Origin of the sequence: Leptospira interrogans (assembly GCF_900156205.1) — a bacterium.
GTDB classification, from domain to species: domain Bacteria; phylum Spirochaetota; class Leptospiria; order Leptospirales; family Leptospiraceae; genus Leptospira; species Leptospira interrogans.
The window spans coordinates 84,032-101,444 of record NZ_FTNA01000007.1; the positions used below are offsets into that span (position 1 = coordinate 84,032).

Consider the following 17,413-nt stretch of genomic DNA (forward strand, 5'->3'; position numbering starts at 1 on the left):
TTAATACAACCTTAAGTTCAGTATAAAAAAAATTTGAGAGAATCATTCGCAAATTTTACGGTTAAATAGCTTGTAAACTACATCAAACTCAATGTCGCTGTTTTAGATAAATCGCAACATTCAAATAAAGTGTATTCGACGTAAGAAAACCGGGGTGAATCCGGATTGCCTATGAGAAGCTGAACCAGGCTCTTAGCTCTGATCAATCAATTGCATATAGAAAACATTATATAACAATTATCTTTAGCTTCAATTTTGAACGCAATCCGTCGAACGATCCATAAAGAGTAAAACGCTTTAGTTACTTCGAGCACCCATAGAAGCGCGAGACGGCTTTAGTTTGAGAGAGCGTTCGCAGTTACTCGGTCGATCCCTTTCCCGTTAATTCACGTTAACATAGTGCCTCAATTCTTTCGAAATTTAACTCGAGTATTTCTTATTCTAACTAAATTCAGTACATCTCTCCAATATCATTTTAACTCAGTATAGATCGCGTTTTAGATCGTCCTAGTAGAACTTCAGCACAAAATCGCTTTCGAATTTGGTTGTTCTATGCTAATAAAAAACGTGGTAGTTCCCACAATTCAGAATTTTTACTGTAGAATCTCGGATTTGCAGTAGTTCCCACAAATTTTGTCTCATTCTGCAATTGATCGTTCTTTAACGAACTTTTTCTTTCTACCAGACAATATCCGTATGAGTTCCCACATGCTAAAGATTTTACGAAAAAATCTTACAAACTCAAATTATCGTTTAATATATTAGAATAATATTCACAAAAACAGAAGATTCTGTCCAGTGATTTTTCAAGGATTCCTTGCAGAAATGACAGCTAACTGGAAACTGAACCGGTGATTTTACATATAGATACGGAAACTGGTTGGAGAGGCGGAGAAAGACAACTCTTACTCTTAGCAGAAGGTCTCAAAAAAAGAAAAATTCCACAACTCATTTTAGGCCGACCCGGCTCCGCTCTAGAAAATAGATGTTCCGACCAAGGACTTCCCTTTCAAGCCGTGGACATGAGAGGAGAATGGGATCTTACATCCATCCAAACAATCCGTGCCATCGTTCTAGAAAAAAAGATTAAACTTATACATACTCATACGGCAAAGGCACATACACTTGCCTTGCTCGCAAAATCAAAACTTCCAAATACAAAACTCATAGTTTCCAGACGAGTGGATTTTAGTATTAGAAAAAACTTATTTTCGATTTGGAAATATAAATCCAAACGGAACGATCTTTTTCTAACCGTATCCGATAAGATCCGAGAAATTCTACTCAGAGATGGAGTTGATCCTGCAAAAACCGTAACCGTTCATAGTGGAATCGATTTCGCCTTCGCCAAAAAACTTCCGAACTCCACTCTCTATAAAAAAGAATTTTCCCTAAAAAAAGATACGATCGTAATCGGAAACGTTGCAGCCCTAGTAGACCACAAAGATCAAAAAACTCTTTTAAAAGCAGTTTCTAAAATTGATCCGTCTAAAAACTTTAAAGTTTTTATTGTAGGCGAAGGAGAACTCAGAAAAGAACTGGAAGACTTCGCAAATACATTAGAAATTTCTGATAAATTAATTTTTACCGGCTATAGAACTGACGTTCCAGATATTCTTTCTTTATTTGACATTTTTACACTCACTTCCAAAGAAGAAGGACTAGGAACCTCCATTTTAGATGCGATGGCGGTGGGACTTCCAATCGTAGCGACCAAAGGTGGCGGAATCGGAGAAATGCTCACCCACGAAAAAGGGGCATTCCTTGCGGAAGTAGGAGATTCTGAATCTCTAGCAAAATATTATGAAATTCTTATTGATGATTTAAAACTCCGCAGAACGTTTGGAAATTTTAACAAAGAATCCGTCAAAAGATTCTCCATAAAAAACACAATCCGCAAAACGGAACTTGCTTATTACTCCTTTTTAGGAGAAGATCTTTTTGGAGAAAAAGTATGAAACGCCTCCTTATCATAGACGGACACGCATTTGTATTCCGCGCCTACTACGCCTTTGGCGCTTCCAATCTAACCAATTCCAAAACTGGAAAACCGAGCGGAGCTACATTCGGTTTTTTTAAAATGCTTTTTAAACTGATTCAGGATTATACTCCTTCTCACATTGCAATGACCTTCGATCCGGGTGGTCCTCTGGAAAGAGGAAAAATATTTCAAGACTACAAGGCCAACCGAAAGCCAATGCCAGAGGATCTTCGTCCTCAAATTCAAGAAGTAATGGACACACTAGAAAAAATCGGTTTCAAAATACTAAAAGTAGAAGGCCAAGAAGCGGATGACGTAATCGGAACCCTCTGTGAAACATATCGATCTACCGCAAAAGAAATTCTCATTTTTTCGGGAGACAAAGACCTATATCAATTATTAGAAAAAAAGAATATAAAAATGCTCCGTGGTAAAAAAGGTGTTACGGAGTTTGTAGAAATCGATTCCGCTTGGGTCAAAGAAGAGTTAGGCGTAGATGTTAAACAGATCCCAGACTACATGGGGATCGTAGGTGATACTTCTGACAACATTCCAGGTGTAAAAGGGATCGGTGATAAAGGAGCTTCAAAACTTCTTCAAGAATATAAATCCTTAGACGGAGTTTATAAAAATCTGGAAAAGATTAAAAATCCCGGATTAAAAACCAAACTTTCCGAACAAAAAGAAAACGCATATCTTTCTAAACAACTCGCTACTATTCGAAGAGATCTTCAATTAGGAATCACCGAAAAAGATATAGAAATTCCGGATTACAAATCGGATGCAGCAATTCTTTATTTTAAATCTCAAGGTTATAACGTTCTTTCCAAAGATCTTGCAAAATCGGCCGGAAAAGAAGTTCCTAAAGATCCGGAACCGGCCGCAGATTCTTCTGAAAACGTAACAATTCCTACTGCAGAAAAAGGTTCTTACAAGTTAATCTCTTCAATAGATGAACTTTCTAAAATTTGCAGAGGTCTTTTGAAATCTAGGGTCCTTTCTGTGGATACGGAAACCACTTCACCTAACCCCGCTATGGCGGAACTTGTAGGAATTTCATTTTCTAATCAGGAAAAAACAGGCTTTTATGTTTCTGTAAAAAACAACGCTTCTCTATTTCAGGACAAATCTTTAAATTTAGACGAGGTTCGGGAACATCTGGGACCGGTGTTATCTAGTCAGGTTCCCAAAGTAGGACAAAACATAAAGTATGATCTAATTGTATTAGAAAATCATGGTTTTGTGTTAAATAATATTCAATTCGACACGATGCTCGCTTCTTACGTTCTTAGACCGGAAGGAAGACGTCATAATATGGATGATCTTGCCAAGGAATTTTTAAACTATAATACGATCACTTACGAAGACCTTGTGGGCACCGGAAAGAAAAAGAAAGAACTGACCGACATAGATCCGGAACAAGTAGCAGAGTACGCGGCCGAAGACGCGGACGTCACTTTCAGGCTTTATCAAATTTTTAGAAAGTCTATTAAAGATTCCGGTGTAGAACCAATTCTACGCGAAATGGAAATGCCTTTAATTTCTGTTCTCGCAAAAATGGAAAAAACTGGGATCGCACTTGACGTGCCTTATTTTGAAGAACTAGCTCGAGACTTTGATCGTGAAATTCGTCATTTGGAATCAGAAATCCACAGACAAGCAGGCGGACCGTTTAACATCGCTTCTACGAAAGAGCTTCAAAAAATTCTATTCGATGATCTTAAATTACGAATCGTTAAGAAAACCCAAACCGGTTTTTCTACCGATCACGAAGTTTTAGAGGAATTAGCAGGAGAACATCCTATCATAGAAAAACTTCTGGATTATAGAAAATATACCAAACTCAAATCCACTTATGTAGACGCTCTTCCAAAAATGGTAAATCCTAAAACTGGGAGAATTCATACGAGTTATAATCAAACGATCGCGGCAACCGGAAGATTGTCTTCTACAGATCCAAACTTACAAAATATTCCAATTAGGGACCGGGAAGGTAGGCTTCTTCGAAAAGGTTTTACCGTAGATTCAAACGACTATGAAATCTTAAGTTTAGATTATTCTCAGATAGAACTTAGAATCATGGCTCATATCTCCAAGGACCCTGCGATGCTGGAAGCATACAATCACGGCTTGGACATTCATAAAAGAACAGCCGCCGCTTTGTACGGAGTTCCTGAAATAGACGTTACTCACGAGATGAGAGACAAGGCCAAAGTGGTTAACTTTTCAGTGATCTACGGAGTGACCCCGTACGGACTTAGTCGTAATCTTAGAATCCCAAGAGACGAAGCAAAATCGTTTATAGAACGTTATATGACACAGTATCCAGGTGTAAAAAGTTATATGGATTCAATGGTGGAATTTGCAGAAAAAAACGGTTACGTTCAGACTTTGACAGGTCGTCGTCGTCCTGTGACAGATATTAATAGTACTCATAAGTCGGCAAAAGAAGCTGCAAAAAGAATTGCTATCAACAGTCCGATCCAAGGAACCAGCGCAGACATGATCAAAATCGCAATGATTAAGATTCACGAAGATATAGAAAAAAAACATTATAAATCCAGAATGCTTTTACAAGTTCATGATGAGCTGGTCTTTGAAGTTCACAAAAAGGAAAAAGATGATTTCAAAGCCTCCATGAAAAAACATATGGAAACTGCAATGTCCTTGGATCTTCCAATCGTTGTGGAAGGAAAGTTCGGAGTCAATTGGGACGAAGCTCACTAAAGTGGCAGTTCCCACGTTTTTAATTAACTTGAATTCGACGTAAAAAACCGGGGCGAATCCGGCTTACCTATGGCAAGCCGGACCGGGCTCTCCGCTCTGGTCAAGTTATTGTGAAATTCCAGAACCAGATTCGGTTTTTATAAAATACCAATAACTTGACCTCGCATCGATCCCTTTCGCGTTAAAATAACGTGAGTTCGACCGAAGAGATTCGTTTTATAAAAACTGATTTTTCCATAAAAAACAAAATGAGGAACTATCCGACTCGAGTCACAAAAAATGAATGTTTAAAAAACTGTAATGCGACTTAATCTGTGGGAACTACCGCAAATCACAATTTTACAAATAAATTCTTAAATTGTAGGAACTCATACTTTTAGAAAATTCTTTCTCATTTTCTTATACGAATTTATGATAAAATAAGAACGTTTATTTTATAAATTATAGAAAAACGATCGGAAACTTATACTGACGCACCTCGATTTTAGAACCGTTAACAAGTATGAAAATTTTAAGATGTGGGAACTCACACGAGAAAACTAAATTGCAAAAAAGTCAATATCCAACTGCCAATCAAAAAAGACGGTTTTTGTGGGAACTACCACGTTTTACAAAGAAATTAAGAACGGTTTTTTGTTCAGGTTTTAGACAAGATCCTAAATCCTCAGAATTAAAACAAACCGTCCGCATTTTCATAAACGTCCGAATAACAAACTCAAAACGGAAATCTTACGAGAAATAGATAGAATAGTAGTTCCCACATGTTTTTAAAAGAGAATTATGAATCCACTGAAAAAGTAAACTTGCAGTAGCTCCCACATTTTTCAGAAAGATCACAAAAATACAAAGTGGTAGTTCCCACACGAAAAAAATAATCAGAATCTATTTTAAACGAAAACGATTGGATTTTTCTATAAAACGAGATAACTTCAAAAGCTGGATCGAAAAAGCAAAAAAAGTTCCAGTTGGAATCAGGATCGATTGAGCAACAGACGGAAAAAATTACTTCTTTAAAGAGCACTTGCATTTCACTTTCGTACCTTCTTGACGGTAGAAGATTCTCTTCGAATCCTGCATACAGAGCTTTGTCCCAAAACCGATTTCGAGGCCGAACCGGAAAACCAAATCCAGTCCATCGGCAATCCAGGCGGGATGTCTGGGACCGTTCAATTTCGACCAAGGTGTACTATAAAAATGGAATTCGCTCTTTCCAGTGAACAAAAAGAATTACGTGATCTCGCCAGAAAATTTGCCAAAGAGGAAATTCGCCCAAAAGCAGAGCATCACGATCATACGGGGGAATACCCACTTGCAGTCTTAAAAAAAGCCTGGGAAATCGGATTGATGAATATTCATATCGAACCCAGATTTAACGGTGCGGGGATGCAAGAATTAGACGATGTAATCATCGGAGAAGAACTTTTCTGGGGATGTTCCGCTATGGCAACCGCCATTCTTGCAAATAACTTAGCATTAGCACCGGTTCTTTTAGGAGCAAACGATCGAATCAAAAAAGAATTCGTTCAACCTATGACCGAAGAATTTAAGCTCGCGGCATATGCAGTGACCGAACCAGGCGCTGGATCAGACGTGGCCGCCATTCGCACTTCCGCAAAAAAAGTTGGAGACGAATATATCCTCAATGGATCTAAAATGTGGATTACTAACGCCGGTTATGCGGATTGGTTTTTCGTACTTACTAAAACAGATCCATCAGCAGGTCATAAAGGAATCACCGGATTTATCGTAGATTCAAAAACTCCCGGAATTATCATGGGAAAGAAAGAAATCAATATGGGACAGAAATGTTCCGACACGCGTGGAATCACATTTGAAGACGTGAAAGTTCCTGCTTGGCAAATGATCGGACGAGAAGGAGAAGGTTTTAAAATCGCCATGGGTGCCTTCGATCATACACGCCCAGGAGTTGCAATTGGAGCAGTAGGAGTTGCACGCGCCGCGATGGAACATTCTATCCAATACGCAAATACTCGTAATACTTTCGGTCGCCCGATTATGGAAAATCAGGGAATCTCCTTTATGATCGCTGAAATGGCTAGAGATATAGAAGCAGGAAGACTTCTCTGTTATCAAGCTGCTTGGATGATTGATAATGGATTTAGAAATACATACCAAGCCTCGATCGCCAAAATGTTTTGTGCGGATATGTGTATGAGAGTTTGTACAGATGCAGTTCAAGTTTTAGGAGGATATGGGTTTAACACCGAATATCCGGTTGAAAAATTAATGAGAGACGCGAAAATTTTCCAAATTTACGAAGGTACTTCTCAAATCCAAAGAATGATCGTTTCTCGTTTCCTCGCAGACGGAAAGGGAATCGAGGGGCCGAACTTCTGAAAGAATTCTCACTCACATTCGAAGAATTTTCCGTTCAAGCAGAACGTGGAAATTTAATTCCTATCTTCAAACAGATCTTTTTAGATATGGAAACTCCAGTTTCTCTGTTTGCAAAATGGGGATGTGAATCTTCTCAAAATTCCTTCCTACTCGAATCTGTAGAAGGCGGAGAAAAACTGGGAAGAAATTCTTTTTTAGGTAAAACTCCTTCTCGTCTCCTTCAAGGTAAGGACGGTCTTTTTTATATCACAGTTGCAAATGAACCTCCTACAGAAGTAATCACTTATGATCCTTTGGTTCTTTTAGAAAATCTTTTGGGAGATGACGTATATGTTCAAGATTATCGTCTTCCTCCTTTTGCAGGTGGAGCGGTCGGTTTTTTATCCTTTGCCGCGGTTCGTTATTACGAAAATATTCCAGATACAAAACCAGAAGATGAAAATGCCCCCGACTGCTATTTTGGAATTTATGATGAACTTCTAATAGTCGATCATATTGATCATGTGTTAAGAATTGTTGTCAATGCAAGAGTCGGAGAACACTCCTCCCTGAGAGAATGTTACGATTTTGTAATTGATAAAATCAACTCTATCGAAAACGAAATTCGAAACGGAAGTATCCCGGAAGAGATCAAAAATCCTAAAATAGCAACCGGAAGTCTAGAGTTAAATCCGAATATTCCAGATGAAGAATATAAGAAAAATGTAGAAAAAGCCAAAGAATATATTCAAGCAGGAGATATTTTTCAGGTAGTTCCTTCCCGTAAGTTGAAATTTAAGCCGGATGTTCCTCCGTTTCAAGTCTATCGTGGCTTAAGAACCGTAAATCCCAGTCCCTACATGTATTATCTTAAGTTAGGCGAAATTACCATCGTCGGAAGTTCTCCCGAAATTATGGTAAAATACGCTGGAAATCAGACCTATCTTCGTCCGATCGCCGGAACCCGTCCACGAGGCAAAAATCCAAATGAAGATAAGTTTCTAGAAGAGAATCTTCTTTCTGATCCTAAAGAAATTTCCGAACATATTATGTTAGTCGACTTAGGACGTAACGATCTAGGAAGAGTTTGTAAACCTGGAAGCGTTCACGTGAATGATTTCAAAGTTATTGAAAAATATTCCCACGTTATGCACATTGTAAGTCAGTGTTCCGGCGAACTGGACGATGAAAAAACTGTTTACGATTTGATTCGCGCCGCTCTTCCCGCAGGGACCGTGTCGGGTGCGCCTAAAATCCGCGCGATGGAGATTATAGACGAATTAGAAACAACTCGAAGAGCGATTTATTCTGGTGCTTTGGGCTATATTTCTTTTTCGGGAGAAACTGATCTTGCAATCATCATTCGTACGATCGTGTTTTACAAAGACACGGCGTTCTTACAGGCAGGCGGAGGAGTTGTATACGATTCGGTTCCAGAGTTGGAATTAGAAGAAACGAAAAATAAAATGGCAGCGCTTTTAAAAGCGGTAGAGTTCGCAAGAAATGGACTCAAAGGAGAATGGAAATAATGTTTCTCCTGATCGATAATTACGATTCTTTCACATACAATCTTTATCAATATTTTTCTCAGATAGGAAATGAAATCGAAGTTTATCGTAACGATAAAATTACGTTAGACGAAATTAAACATCTCTCGCCAAAAGCAATCATTTTATCTCCTGGTCCAGGCCGCCCGGAAGATTCTAAAGTTTGTTTGGATGTAATTCGTGAATTAGGAGGTAAACTTCCTATCTTAGGAGTTTGCCTCGGACATCAAGCAATCGGTCTTGTTCACGGAGGTAAAATTGTATCTGCTCCTTCTATCATGCACGGAAAAATTTCTCTTGTAGAACACGACGGAAAAGACATTTATAAAGGAATCTCCTCTCCTTTTGTGGCGACTCGTTATCATTCTCTTGTAATACAACCAGAAAGTCTACCTAAGGAACTCGAAATTGCTTCTAAAACTCCCGATGGAGTAATTATGGGAGTTCGTCATAAAACTAAAAAACATCTTTATGGAGTTCAATTTCATCCAGAGTCCATCATGACCGGTGCCGGTTTGGATTTAATTAGAAACTTTTCATCCATCGTTCAGGAGCTATGAAGTTTTTTTTTAGGCTCTTATCTTACTCTGTACATTATAAATATCGATTTACGTTAGGAATCGTATTCGCGTTGTTAACCGCAATTTTAAACGCGGTTTCTCTGACGGCGCTCATTCCGTTATTCGATTCTTTAGGAAACGATAAACAAACTCGGTTTCAATTACAGATGACACTGCCAGAACAGAGAATTATTCTTAAACAAAAAGTGTTCGGAAAAGATTCCTTAGATGGACTAGAAAAAACCAAACTTCTGTTAATCGAAGTAAAAGAATGGGTCAACGGAAGAACAAAAGGATTAGAACCCAAAGAAGTAGTTTGGTCCATCTGTATCATTGTAATGCCATTATATCTTTTAAAATTGATTACGTATCTATTATCGGTGTTTTGTATCGCCACTGCAGGTTATAAGGCGGTGCGTGATATTCGACAGGAACTTTTCGAAAAAAACCAACTTCTCCCTTTAACTTACTTTTTTAAGGAAAAAACCGGTTTGATGATGAGTAGAATCATCAACGACGTAGAAGTAATCGCAGCTGTGATTTCTAGTAATTTCAGAGATGCTACAATCAATTTTTTTTATGTGATCACACACTTAATGGTATTATTATATTTGAATACTGAATTGTTATTAATTGCTTGTCTTACGGTCCCTGTAATCATCCTTCCGGTCACTTTGTTTACTAGAAAAATTACTAAATCTACCGCAAGATCTCAAGAGAAAATGGCAGATCTAAACGCGAACATTCAGGAAATGATTTCCGGAATTAAGGTAATTCGAGTTTTTAATTCGGAAAAATACGAACAGGAAAAATTCGGCAAGATCAATCAAAATGTTTATCGTAGAAATTTTAAAGGTCAGTTTTATCTCCAGATCGCACCTTCTCTTGTAGAATTAACTTCTTCTGTCGTGGTCCTTGGTTTTTTTGCTGCGGGTGCAAGTTTAATTTACAACGGAAGATTCACACAAGGGGAGTTTATGGCTTTCCTTTTGACTCTTTTATTTCTACTTAGACCCTTAACTCAACTGTCTCAAATGGTAGGAAAGGTGACCCAGTCTATCGCTTCTGGAAAAAGAATTTTTGAAATCATCGATTTAGAAACGGAGGACCATAGCGAAGAAAGTAAGATAACCGCTTCTCCTCTATCTCAAAATATAGAATTTAAAAATTTATTCTTCTCTTATCCAGGAACTGGCTCCGCAGTTTTAAAGGATATTAATCTCAAAGTCAAAAAGGGAGAAACGATTGCACTTATAGGCGCGAGTGGTTGCGGAAAATCCACTTTGATGGATTTGATTCCAAGATTTTTTGATCCAACTTCCGGGTCGATAGAGTTTGACGGAATCGACATTCGAGATTTAAGCCTGGGAGATCTTCGTAAAAAAATCGGTATCGTGACCCAGGACATATTTTTATTTCATGGCTCCGTTGCAGATAATATTGCTTATGGAAAACCAGGAGCAACTCGCAAAGACGTAATTCGAGCAGCAAGACTTGCACACGCCCACGACTTTATCAAAAAGATGGATAATGGATACGATAGTATTTTAGGAGTTAGAGGTTTAAATCTTTCAGGTGGACAAAGGCAAAGACTTGTAATTGCAAGAGCCCTTTTGAGAGATCCAGAAATTATGATTTTGGACGAGGCCACTTCCGCCCTCGACGTAGAATCGGAAAGATTAGTCAGTGACGCACTCCGAAGATTATATGCAAATAGAACTACATTCGTAATTGCTCATAGACTTTCTACGATCAAGGATATTCCTAGAATTATAGTAATGGATAACGGAAAGATCGTGGAAGAAGGAGATCATAATTCACTATATGATAAAAATGGAATATATAGAAAATTATCAGATAATCAATTTGCCAACAACGGAGTACTACCATGAAAAAAAGCGTTTTAATCGTGGACGACAACGACCGTTATGCAAACAACTTAAAAATTTGGTTTGAACAAAAAGGTTTTGAAACCGTAAGAGCGGTAAACGCAGCCCAAGGCTGGGAAATTTATTCAAAGGATAAAAATCGTTTTCACACGATCGTAACCGACATCACCATGGAAACCCAGACCTCGGGACTTTGGATGATTCGAAGAATTCATAAGGACGGCTACGTTGGAAATAAAATCATCGCAACCACCGGTTTTGACTTTCCAGGGATAATGTTTTTTTCTGCTTCTATATTACCTTGGTTTGCAGGAATCGGTTGGATGGTTCCCAAAGTTCCATTAAAGGAAGGAAAGGTGGTATTCCTTTCCACCTCTCTAAAATCAAGAATAACGTTCGAATCAGTTCTCTAAAGGAGGACCTTCTTCCGTTGTAGGTTCTTCGTTTTGATTAGTAGGAGAAGCCGGATCGGTTTCTTCCATTTCAGAAGCAGGAGTGAATTTATAACTAGGTGGTCTTTTTTTCAGAAATTTCTTTACCTTTTTCTCTTTTAACATTGTAGGCGGAGCAGTAATCGTTCTGATTTTTAGATACGATCCAAAAACCCAAGACTGAATCGTTTCATAATAACTTTCCGGATTTTTAGATTCTAATAGAAGAAGATAATAATGATCTTCCGCAAATTTATTTCCCACTTTTTGGATGAATCTACGATCACTTTTTTTAAGAATTTTTCCCACCTCACCCGGAGAAAGCGGATGTAATTTACGAGATGCCGGATAAGGGCTTTCCTGAGAATACGCTCCTTCTACGTTTACGGTTCCGAACTGATAAAAGGCCTTTCTAAGATATAATTGCTGCATGACCCTTTGTGTAAGATCTTCGGAAATAGAATTTTCCAATATTCTAATAAAAGAATATGTTCCATAAAGACTGGTATTTTGGCCTATAGCCTCTATGATATTTTTAACGTATTGAGGTTTTGTTTCTAAAGTTTGTTCCAAAATTCTTAAGGATGCACGTGTTTTATGAATTCCCAGGGCTTCGATCGCAATTTTTTGAAGTTCAATATCATCCGAATTCAAATACGTTTTGAACAGTTTGAGGTCTTCGTTTATTTGAAACGCCGCAAGCCCTAAAATAGAAGCTTTTACGATTTCTTTCCTGGAAGAACGAATTCCTTGCCGAAGTAATGCATCTCTTGCAGAAGGGTCTTGGGTTTTTCCCATTCCCCTCCATGAGGAAAATTGAATATCTGGATCGCTAGATTTAATTCCACTAAAAAAATAATTCAAAGAAGAAGGAGAACCTAGATCAGCTAACGCCCTATAGGCGGCTTGTCTAACAGCCTCTCCGTCTTTTTCAATGACCTGATGGAGGGTTTTGATTCCACCTTTCCCCATTCTACCAATTGCTAAAACGGCGGCGGCTCTAACTCTTGGAATCGGATGAGTAAGAGCAATCCGGTCCAGAGTTTTATAACGTTTTTCAGTTTCTGCCCTAAAGACTGTAAGAATTCCTTTTTTAACAGAAAGATCGTAGTCAATTTCTTGTCTTTCTTTAAGAGTAAGGTCTTTTCTTTTTCTTCTTTCATAAGAAGAAACTCCGTCCCACTCTTCCGTTAAAGTTCTTGGATCGTCTATATTCAAACTTCCTGTTGGATCAGTTTCTTTTTCTTTTGGGGGAGTTTCTTTTGGATCGGAATTTTCGGCGTCGTCTTCCGTAGCATCCGTTTTTTGGAAAGAATTTTGATTTGGAAAAGGTTTATTGAATGATTCTGCTTTTAAACTTGAGAAAACATTTAAGAGAGAAATAAGAATAACATAAAGAAATAAATTTTGTAATTTGGAAAATGATAACATGGTGTGCCTTTGACAATTAAAATTTTTTCGCAGGAATTCTATTCATAAATTCGACTGATTTTTCAGATTTTTCCTATTTTTTTCCGTGACAAGCATGATTTCCAAAAATCGGAATGCTTGACGTATATGCTGAAAGCTGTTAAGTTTTAGTAAAAGGGAGAATATTTTATTAGTAAGCTCAGCGGGAATCTCAACGGCCTCAAATCCAATCAAATCCAAAGACTGAAAAAAATTTCCGAAAAAAGAATTCGGGAAGACGTAATCATCAATCAAGAACTGGCACGCAATATCTGCGAATTATCCTTAGAAATTGGCAAACAAATCGGAATTCTAATCGATCGGTCTGGTTACGTCACCCATGTGTTGGTGGGTTCTGATAATTCGATCGAAATTCCATTTTTAGATAGACTTCGTATTTCCGAGGCAAGATTAAGAGGTCTCAGATTAGTTCATACTCATTTAAAGGGTGAACCCTTAAATCAAGAGGATTTAACCGACTTAGCTTTGTTGCGTCTGGATTATTTTACCGCTATCGTTATGGATCATTTCGGAAATCCAAACGGATATTATTCCGCTCATCTCAATCCGGAATCCGAAGACGAACTTTGGACCGTTCTTCCTAAACAATATCCCGGACAACTTACGGAAGGAATTCTAGAAGAAATCTTAGAGATAGAATCTAGACTTTCTCGTTCCAAAAAGAATCTCAAAGACGCTCAAAAGGAAAACCGTGCTTTTTTAGTCGGTGTTTATCCGGAAAGAAACGTGGGTAGGCATCCTTCTTTGTCTATGGAGGAATTAAAAGAACTTTGTAAAACCGCGGAAGTCCACGTTGTAGATACGTTTATACAAAGGAAAAACCGTCTTGATCCTTCTACGGTTTTAGGAAAAGGAAAACTAGAAGAAATCATTTTGAAGGCGATTCAAAAACACGTGGAACTTCTAGTATTCGATCTTGAACTGACTCCTTCTCAAGCAAAAAAGATTTCGGATATTGCAGACATCAAGGTAATCGATAGAACACAACTCATCTTAGATATTTTTGCAAGAAATGCAAAAAGTAGAGACGGTAAACTTCAGGTTGAGCTTGCACAATTAAAATATCTCAAAGGGCGTCTAACGGAGTTGGACGATAACATGTCGAGATTGACTGGTGGAATTGGAGGAAGAGGTCCCGGAGAAACAAAATTAGAAATCGGTAAACGAAGAGTTGAAGAGAGAATTACTAGACTAGAAGTGGAACTTAAGTCTTTAAAAAAGCGTAGAGAAATTAATCGTAGACAGAGAAAGAAAAACGAATTACCTGCCGTCGGAATCGTTGGTTATACAAACGCAGGAAAATCCACTTTCCTAAATGCTCTGACAAACAGCGAAGTACTTTCGGAAAATAAGTTGTTCGCAACTCTGGATCCTACTACAAGAAGGATTCGTTTTCCAGAGGAAAGGGAAATTATCATTTCAGATACGGTCGGGTTTATACACGACCTTCCTCCCGAACTTTCTAACGCATTTAAGGCAACCTTAGAAGAACTGGGAGATTCAGACCTTTTAGTTCATGTTGTAGACGTTTCCAATCCGGATTACAAACTTCAAATGGAGGCGGTTGAAAAAATTTTAGAAGAATTAGAACTTTCTCATATACCTATGATCCAAGTGTTCAATAAAATTGATCGTCTTGAAAAATTTAAAATCTGGGTAATTGAAAACGGTTATAAAAAATCTTCTTCGGTAGATCACGGTCCGGGTTTGGAAGCAATTACAGATTTAAAAGAGGAATTAGGAATTGATACTTTTTCCGATTCGATTTTAGTTTCTGCATTTCAAGGTTGGGGTTTAAAAACTTTTCTGGATCTTTTGGAAGATAGAATCCACAATTTGTCTCGTTCTAATTATTCTAACACCAGTTCGGTTTACTGATCTCTATAAAGTTGAGTGTCATAAATTTTTACTGTAAAATCCTGTTTTAACATAAAATATCGAATACTTTTTTAACTTGAGTTAAGTATGAGAAAGAATTTTTTAAAAATATGAGTTCCTACAATTTTAGAATTTGTTCGTAAAATTGTGATTTGTGATAGCTCCCACAATTGTTTTACAAGAAAATCTTTTGATAAAATGCAGTAGTTCCCACATTTTACTCAAAACTATAGAACAGAGTACCTAATCCAATAGTTTACACTTCAATAATATGAAATTTTACGTAAGAAAATATGGGCGGACCCGTGCACGCCGAAACTGCGCCTTCACCAATCAACAAATTGAGAATTCGCTCAAAAACAAAATCTTTTCCTGATTTCAATTTGTTATAGAACGCGATCCGTCGAACTTCCATAGAGGTGAAACGCTAAGTTGGAAAGAGCATTTGACATGCTCCCGAATTTAGAACCACTTAGAATGTTTGAAGTCCTCAAAAAGAATGAAAATTTTGGAGGAAAACATGAAGAAACGTTTTATTATATAGTCTTGAGTAGATTAGTCTTCAAACTTTACTTTGAATTCATCGTTAATTTGATTCTATACGTGGTAGTTCCCACAAAACCGTGATTTTACGGATAAACTTTTAAACAGTCGTTTTCGTTGTTCAATTTCGATAGTAGTTCCCACAAAAAATCAGACTCTACAGTCAATTTACGGATTTCTAAACAGAGATTTTGTTGTTAAATCATACAGAGGAGTTCCCACAAACAACATCGATTTCACTTCATCTGTTTCCCAAGAAAAAACACAGCTTCGATCGAACCTGGAAATTCGAAATTTTCAAAAGGAGACCAACCAGATTTACTTTTAATTTCTTCTTTTAAAAACTTCTTTGGTTTTTTTAGATTTAACACAGTAAAATTGGCAGAGTAACCCGGTTCGATCCTTCCAAAACCCTTTCCGAATTTTTCAGGAAGATATTCGTTCACAAAATCACCTGGATTTTTTGCGCAGATTCTTGCGACCGTTTTTAATTCTACACCCGCTTTCAAAACCAACCACGTTACAAAAAGTGAATATGTATCTAATTGAGAAATACCGCTCGTACCTTTACGTTTTTCTTCGATACTATGAGGAGCGTGATCCGTAGCAAGATAATCGATCCAACCTTGTTTGACTCCTTCCAACATTCTTTCACGATCTTCCTTACTCCTCAGAGGAGGATTCATTTGGAACCAATGACGATTTTCCGGAGTCAACATAGACCTATCAAAAAACAAATGAGTAGGGGTAACTTCACACGTTACTTTTACTCCTTTTTGTTTTGCAAATTTGATCTTGTTCAGACCTTCTCCGGTAGAATAATGGCAAAGTTTACCTCTGAGATTGTATTTTTCAATCAGATATAATGCAAAATCAGTCGCCGTCGTTTCCGCTTCAGCTGGCCTTCTATCTTCGTGAAACGTTTCATTCTGATGTTTTTCTAAAATTTCCGGATCTTCGCAGTGAAAACTTACATTTTCGCCCACATAACTGGAAATCGTATCTTCCAAGGTTTGATTATTATGAAAAAAAAGTTCTCCAATACTCGGTCCCATAAAAACTTTATAAGGCACTGATTTTTTCAATGGCTTCGTATCCGGTCCAATTCCTGCATATAACGTTATGTGTATATTTGATCGATCAGCTAACTTGCGTTTTTTTGAATATGAATTTTCATCGATCGGAGGAATCGGATTATTTGGCATGTCTGCCACATGAATTACTCCACCATTCACGGCGGCGGCACTTGCAGAAACAAAATCTTCCTTGTAAGTATGTTTGCCACTTTCGTCTTCTCTCGCATGAATATGAATGTCTCCGAACCCCGGAAAAATTACAGTCTCTAAAGAATTGAATTGAATTTCATTTTCCTGGTGTTGTGAATTCAAAATAGGAATAGATTCTTTTTGTTCTAAAACGGTTAAAATCAATCCTGTTTTAGAATCCCATTCCACAGTTCCTAAAAAATCTTTCTCATGAGTAACAATCCTACCGGATATTTTTTTAATCATCTAAACTCCTTTTTGAATAAACTTGGAAGATCGTAACAACAATGAATTTCGTTCCATTCTGTTTTTAGTTTATTGATGAATTTTTTGATCTGAACCTCATTATGTTTTATAACTTGTTCTTTCACCATTTCCTTACTATTGCTCGGTAAATATGCAATACTGATGTTTCTTTGTGAACACCCATTCCTACATACCTTTCTTTTCATTACGTTCCTTTTGTTGGTTTTCTTGTCTTGTGGTAAATGCTTTGCATCTAACCCACGGTTTTCAAGTCCGAAGAGCGCCATTTTGTCTTAATAGAGATAATTTATATTTAATTTGCTAATTTTTACGGATTCCTATAAAATTGAGTAACTTAAATTTTCTCACAAAAACCTATTCCAAAGAAAAATATTGGATATTTTGTTATATAGAGCTTGTCCAAAATCCTAAACGCCACCACTGTTTGTTGAGTTCTTCGAGTACCTAAAACGCGATCCGGAAACTCAGCAAATACCTCTCCAAGAATCACATTCAGGAAGCATTTTATTGAATTCAAG

General features: G+C 37.5%; 11 protein-coding genes and 1 pseudogene. 8 read left to right on the forward strand and 4 right to left on the reverse strand.

All coding sequences use genetic code 11. The annotated features are described in order from the left end of the window. Window positions 1–851: 851 nt before the first annotated feature. Entirely contained in the window at window positions 852–1,958 is a 1,107-nt protein-coding gene (locus tag BW942_RS08035) for a glycosyltransferase (protein WP_000600560.1), read from the forward strand. Continuing rightward, window positions 1,955–4,708: a DNA polymerase I gene (gene polA / locus BW942_RS08040; protein WP_000825971.1), complete on the forward strand. Its 2,754-nt coding sequence runs from the start codon at window positions 1,955–1,957 to the stop codon at window positions 4,706–4,708. Before BW942_RS08035 ends, polA begins: the two co-directional genes overlap by 4 nt. A gap of 778 nt (window positions 4,709–5,486) precedes the next feature. Here polA and BW942_RS08060 read toward each other — a convergent pair. Next, the gene (locus tag BW942_RS08060) at window positions 5,487–5,735 is read right to left on the reverse strand and encodes a hypothetical protein (protein ID WP_001197612.1); all 249 of its coding nucleotides are present in this window, start codon (window positions 5,733–5,735) and stop codon (window positions 5,487–5,489) included. Between the two features lie 167 nt (window positions 5,736–5,902). Here BW942_RS08060 and BW942_RS08065 point away from each other — a divergent pair, with 167 nt between their 5' ends. From BW942_RS08065 to BW942_RS08085, 5 genes are all read left to right on the forward strand, one after another. Further along, window positions 5,903–7,066 (forward strand): acyl-CoA dehydrogenase family protein, encoded by a 1,164-nt coding sequence (locus BW942_RS08065; RefSeq protein WP_000393538.1) that lies wholly within the window; start codon window positions 5,903–5,905, stop codon window positions 7,064–7,066. 86 nt (window positions 7,067–7,152) lie between these two features. Further along, on the forward strand, window positions 7,153–8,574 hold the full coding sequence (trpE, locus tag BW942_RS08070; protein WP_000449766.1) for an anthranilate synthase component I: 1,422 nt from the start codon (window positions 7,153–7,155) through the stop codon (window positions 8,572–8,574). Continuing rightward, the gene (locus tag BW942_RS08075; protein WP_000479265.1) at window positions 8,574–9,152 is read left to right on the forward strand and encodes an anthranilate synthase component II; all 579 of its coding nucleotides are present in this window, start codon (window positions 8,574–8,576) and stop codon (window positions 9,150–9,152) included. The genes trpE and BW942_RS08075 overlap by 1 nt, the downstream gene beginning before the upstream one ends. Further along, the gene (locus BW942_RS08080) at window positions 9,149–11,044 is read left to right on the forward strand and encodes an ABC transporter ATP-binding protein (RefSeq protein ID WP_000667646.1); all 1,896 of its coding nucleotides are present in this window, start codon (window positions 9,149–9,151) and stop codon (window positions 11,042–11,044) included. The genes BW942_RS08075 and BW942_RS08080 overlap by 4 nt, the downstream gene beginning before the upstream one ends. Next, complete coding sequence (locus tag BW942_RS08085; RefSeq protein ID WP_000750243.1) at window positions 11,041–11,454, forward strand: response regulator; 414 nt, start codon at window positions 11,041–11,043, stop codon at window positions 11,452–11,454. The genes BW942_RS08080 and BW942_RS08085 overlap by 4 nt, the downstream gene beginning before the upstream one ends. Here the strand turns inward: BW942_RS08085 and BW942_RS08090 are convergent. After that, complete coding sequence (locus tag BW942_RS08090) at window positions 11,443–12,903, reverse strand: HEAT repeat domain-containing protein (RefSeq protein ID WP_000948326.1); 1,461 nt, start codon at window positions 12,901–12,903, stop codon at window positions 11,443–11,445. The two genes, BW942_RS08085 and BW942_RS08090, sit on opposite strands and share 12 nt — an antisense overlap. Window positions 12,904–13,116: 213 nt before the next feature. Between BW942_RS08090 and hflX the strand changes: the two genes are divergently transcribed. After that, window positions 13,117–14,820, forward strand: a complete 1,704-nt coding sequence (gene hflX, locus BW942_RS08100) for a GTPase HflX (protein WP_465776196.1) — start codon at window positions 13,117–13,119, stop codon at window positions 14,818–14,820. Window positions 14,821–15,599: 779 nt separating this feature from the next. On the opposite strand, the gene BW942_RS08105 is transcribed toward hflX, so the two are convergent. Together BW942_RS08105 and BW942_RS21690 are read right to left on the reverse strand one after the other, a co-directional pair. Beyond that, window positions 15,600–16,874: an amidohydrolase family protein gene (locus BW942_RS08105; RefSeq protein WP_000591983.1), complete on the reverse strand. Its 1,275-nt coding sequence runs from the start codon at window positions 16,872–16,874 to the stop codon at window positions 15,600–15,602. A gap of 29 nt (window positions 16,875–16,903) precedes the next feature. Continuing rightward, window positions 16,904–17,080 (reverse strand): annotated as a pseudogene (locus BW942_RS21690) (IS110 family transposase); the annotation flags it as partial. Window positions 17,081–17,413: the final 333 nt, after the last annotated feature.